Source organism: Streptomyces sp. NPDC059456 (assembly GCF_042750055.1).
Lineage (GTDB): Bacteria > Actinomycetota > Actinomycetes > Streptomycetales > Streptomycetaceae > Streptomyces.
On the sequence record NZ_JBHYVA010000491.1, the window covers coordinates 2,444 to 6,476 of the forward strand.

3 protein-coding genes and 1 pseudogene are annotated in these 4,033 nt (G+C 71.9%); 2 read left to right on the forward strand and 2 right to left on the reverse strand.

Going from position 1 to position 4,033, the window contains the following annotated elements; translation table 11 throughout:
* Positions 1-82 precede the first annotated feature (82 nt).
* Together ACFXA3_RS31285 and ACFXA3_RS31290 are read right to left on the reverse strand one after the other, a co-directional pair.
* Positions 83-536: pseudogene (locus ACFXA3_RS31285) on the reverse strand (Tex-like N-terminal domain-containing protein); the annotation flags it as partial.
* 128 nt (positions 537-664) lie between these two features.
* Positions 665-1,528: a hypothetical protein gene (locus ACFXA3_RS31290; RefSeq protein WP_385192191.1), complete on the reverse strand. Its 864-nt coding sequence runs from the start codon at positions 1,526-1,528 to the stop codon at positions 665-667.
* A 184-nt stretch (positions 1,529-1,712) separates the two neighbouring features.
* On the opposite strand from ACFXA3_RS31290, the gene ACFXA3_RS31295 reads away from it, so the two are divergent.
* Positions 1,713-2,132, forward strand: coding sequence for a hypothetical protein (locus ACFXA3_RS31295; protein ID WP_385192194.1), 420 nt, complete (start codon positions 1,713-1,715; stop codon positions 2,130-2,132).
* A 255-nt stretch (positions 2,133-2,387) separates the two neighbouring features.
* The gene (locus ACFXA3_RS31300; protein WP_385192196.1) at positions 2,388-3,896 is read left to right on the forward strand and encodes a M1 family metallopeptidase; all 1,509 of its coding nucleotides are present in this window, start codon (positions 2,388-2,390) and stop codon (positions 3,894-3,896) included.
* Positions 3,897-4,033: the final 137 nt, after the last annotated feature.

Consider the following 4,033-nt stretch of genomic DNA (forward strand, 5'->3'; position numbering starts at 1 on the left):
GGACCGGAGCGCGGCCGGGGCCCCCGCGGCCGGCGGCCCGGGTACCGCCCGGGCCCCCCCCCCCGGCCGCGCCCGGGGTGGGCGCCGCCCTTGTCGGCGTCGACGAACGCGGCCGCGGCGGCGGCCGGTTCCACCGACGGGTCGGTGAGCAGGCCGTCGGCGAGCGGCTCCAGACCGGCCTCGCGGGCGATCTGCGCCTTGGTGCGCCGCTTGGGCTTGAACGGGAGGTAGATGTCCTCCAGCCGGGCCTTGGTGTCGGCCGCGTTGATCCGGGCCTCCAGCCCGGCGTCGAGCTTGCCCTGCTCCCGTACGGATTCCAGGATCGCCGCGCGCCGGTCCTCCAGCTCGCGCAGATACCGCAGCCGCTCCTCGAGGGTGCGCAGCTGGGCGTCGTCGAGCATCTCGGTCGCTTCCTTGCGGTAGCGCGCGATGAACGGCACGGTGGAGCCGCCGTCGAGCAGCTCGACGGCGGCCTTGACCTGCCGCTCCCGTACGCCGAGCTCCTCGGCGATCCTGCCTTCGATGGACATCGTCACGATCGGGTCCCGCCTGCCTTCGTTTGCACTGGAAGGCTGCCAATTGTGGCAGGTGGCGGTGACGGGGGGCGGGAGCCCCGCGCCCGGGACGGCGCCCGGGCTCCCGCCCGGGGCCGCGCCCGGGACGCTCAGGCCTTGCCGAAGGCGTCGGCGGGGAAGGCGCCTGCGGCGATGGCCTTCATGACGAACCCGCCGCCGAGCTCGGCGAGGCGGGCCAGGCCGTCGGCGCCGAGGTGTGCGTACGGGGCCGCGTCCAGGCGGTCGGTGTCGGCTTCGAGGCGCTCGCGTACGGCAGCGCCCTCCTCGGTGAGCTCGCCGTCGGCGGCGAGGATCCCGCGCTCGCGCAGCCGGTCGGCGGCGGCGTCGAGGTCGGACTGCTCCCAGCCGCGGATCGCCTTGATCCACTTCGGGGTCATGCCGCGGCCGGTGGCGGTGTGGCTGACCAGGGCCTCCAGCGGGTCCAGCCCGGCGAGCAGCAGGGCGGCGAGGTGGCCGTCGCCGCGGTGCTCGCGGAGCAGGGTGGTGGCGTGCCACAGGCGCAGGTGCGGCTCCTCGGGCACGGGGAGGTCGGCGTGGGCCGCGTACAGGGTCCGGGCGTGCCGGGTGCAGCCCTCCGTCGCGCGCAGGGCGAGGTCGGCGGCCTCGGCGAGCTCGGGGGACTCGATGGTCTCCTCGCCGAGCAGCCGGCGCAGCGTGCTGTCGGCGGCGCGCAGCCGGGCGTCGAGGGCCTGCTCGGGGGTGATGGTCTCCCAGACGGCGGGCAGGTGACGGGCGACGAAGTCGTGGCGGTAGTTGTAGAAGGTGGCGGTGACCGTACCGGCCCCGACGGCGCCCATGGCGGCCGACCGCGAGGCGAGGTTCACGGCGGGCCGCTCGGTGACTCCGAGGGCGGCGAACTCCTTGCCCAGGTCGGGCGAGAAGTAGATGGTCGCGTGCAGCGGGTTGATCGCTGCATGCCAACAGTTACGGGCGGCGCGCGAAGGGTTCGTCATACCGGTCAGATTACCGACCGCTCAGTATGCCGGGTAGCCCGGGGTGGACACCGGGGCGGTCCGGGGCGCGGGGGCGGGGGTCGCGCGCGGAGCCGTGAAGGTAGCGTGAGGGCGGCGACGGCCGCCTGGGCGGTGCGCCGTTGCCGCGCATATGATCAAGCGATGCCAACGGGGAGGCGCGAACATGTCATCTGATATCGGCATGCGGTTGAACCACGTACCGACGGAACCGAGCGGACCGACCGGTCCCACCGCACCGATGGGGCCGTTCGCCCCGGGCAAGGGGCCCGCGGACTTCGCCTCGACGCCGGCCGAGAAGAAGGCCGCGGCGGGCACCATCGAGACCGAGCTGGAACCGAACACGAAGAAGGCCACGGAGCACGCGGACACCGAGACCGGCGCCGCCCAGAAGGGCTTCGACGGCTGGGAGACGGCCGCCGGCCTGAAGAAGGTGGCGGACACCTGGGACCAGCAGGTCAAGACCCTGATGGGCCGCCTGGCGTCCGAGAAGACCGCCCTGCGCGGCGCGACCGCCCTGTTCACGGGCAACGACACCGGCATCGGCAGCCAGTTCGTGAACCAGTCCAAGCTGAACGGCCTCTGAGCCACACCCGCACGGACGGGGCGGGGCCCGGTTCCGGCCGTTCTTCCGGAGGGTCTCGGGGCGGGGAACGGCGGTGCGCGGGGACGGATGCGGCACTTCGGGGCGGCCGCCGTCCCGCGCGGCCGCCGGGCTGTGACGGCCGAATGGCGATCGTGTGACAGCAGGGGCCATGGACATGACGTGGGAGACCGGGCGTGAATACGGTCGGACCAAGCCGTTGAACAGAGCTGTCTCCCCTACCCCTTGGAGCTCTTCGTGCACCGCAAAGTCATCGCCCCGAGCGTGCTCGCCGCTTCCCTCCTGCTGGTGATCCCGGCGTCGGCGGCGAGTTCGGTCCAAGGCGCCCCGGGTATCGGTGATCCCTATTACCCCACCAGCGGCAACACCGGATACGACGTCTCCCACTACGACCTGCGCCTGCAGTACCAGCCGGCGACGGACCTCCTGGAGGGCACCGCCACCCTCCTCGCCACCGCCAAGCAGGACCTGTCCCGCTTCAACCTGGACTTCGGCCTGAAGGTCAGCGAGATCCGGGTCAACGGCGCCAAGGCGAAGTTCGCCACCTCCGGGGCCCACGAGCTGGAGGTGACCCCCGCCCAGGCGCTGCAGAAGGACAATCCGGCCACCGTCGTCGTCAAGTACGCCGGAAAGCCCTCGGAGTTCAAGGTCGACGGCTGGTCGGCCTGGCAGCGCACACCGGACGGCGGTGTCGCCGCGCAGGAGCCCGACTCGGCCGTCTGGTGGTTCCCGAGCAACGACCACCCGCTCGACAAGGCCACCTTCGACATCTCGGTCAACGTCCCCGACGGCACGCAGGCGATCAGCAACGGCGTGCTCCAGTCGCAGAGTTCCCGGCTCGGCTGGACCCGGTACAGCTGGCGCTCGAACAAGCCTCAGGCCACGTACCTCGCCACCCTCGCCATCGGCAAGTTCGACGTGACCACCGACAAGACGGCGAGCGGGCTGCCGATCCTCAACGCGTACAGCAAGGACCTCGGCGACAACGCGGGCGCAGCCCGCGCGAGCGTGGAGCGGACCGGCGAGGTCGCCGAGTGGCTGGAGGGGGTCTTCGGTCCGTACCCGTTCAACGCCCTGGGCGGCTACGTGCCCAACGTGCCCTCCGGCTTCGCGCTGGAGACCCAGACCCGGCCGTTATACAGCCCGAGGCAGTTCGCGACCGGCGCGAACGTCCAGGTGGTCGTGCACGAGCTGGCCCACCAGTGGTACGGGGACAGCGTGTCCGTCGACGGCTGGAAGGACATCTGGATCAACGAGGGCTTCGCCCGCTACAGCCAGTGGCTGTGGTCGGAGAAGGAGGGCGAGGGCACCGCCCAGGAGCTCGCCGACTGGACGTACGGCCTGCGGCCGGCGGACGACCCGTTCTGGCAGGTGAAGCCGGGCGACCCGGGTCCCGACAACCAGTTCCACGGGGCCGTCTACGACCGCGGCGCGATCGCCCTCCAGGCGCTGCGCAACGAGATCGGCGACGAGAAGTTCTTCAAGATCCTCAAGGGCTGGCCGACCGAGCGGGCCTACGGCAACGCCAAGGTCGGGGACTTCGTCCGGTACGCGGAGAAGGTGTCGGACAAGCCCCTCGCCCAGCTGTTCGAGACCTGGCTGTACACGCCGGGCAAGCCGGCGTTCGCCCCGCCGGCCGCCGCCGCGTCCCCGGGCGCCCGGTCCCTCAAGGCCCCGGCCGCGAAGCCGGTGGAGCCGAGGTCGTGGAAGAAGATCGCCGAGACGAACACGATCCACGAGCACTGACGGGCAGCACCCGTACGGTGCCCTTCCACCCCGATGACCTCAAGCTCATCGAGAAGAAGATGCAGGAGATCATCAAGCGCGGGCAGAAGTTCTCCCGCCGGGTGGTCACCGACGAGGCCGCCCGCGAGGAGCTGGCC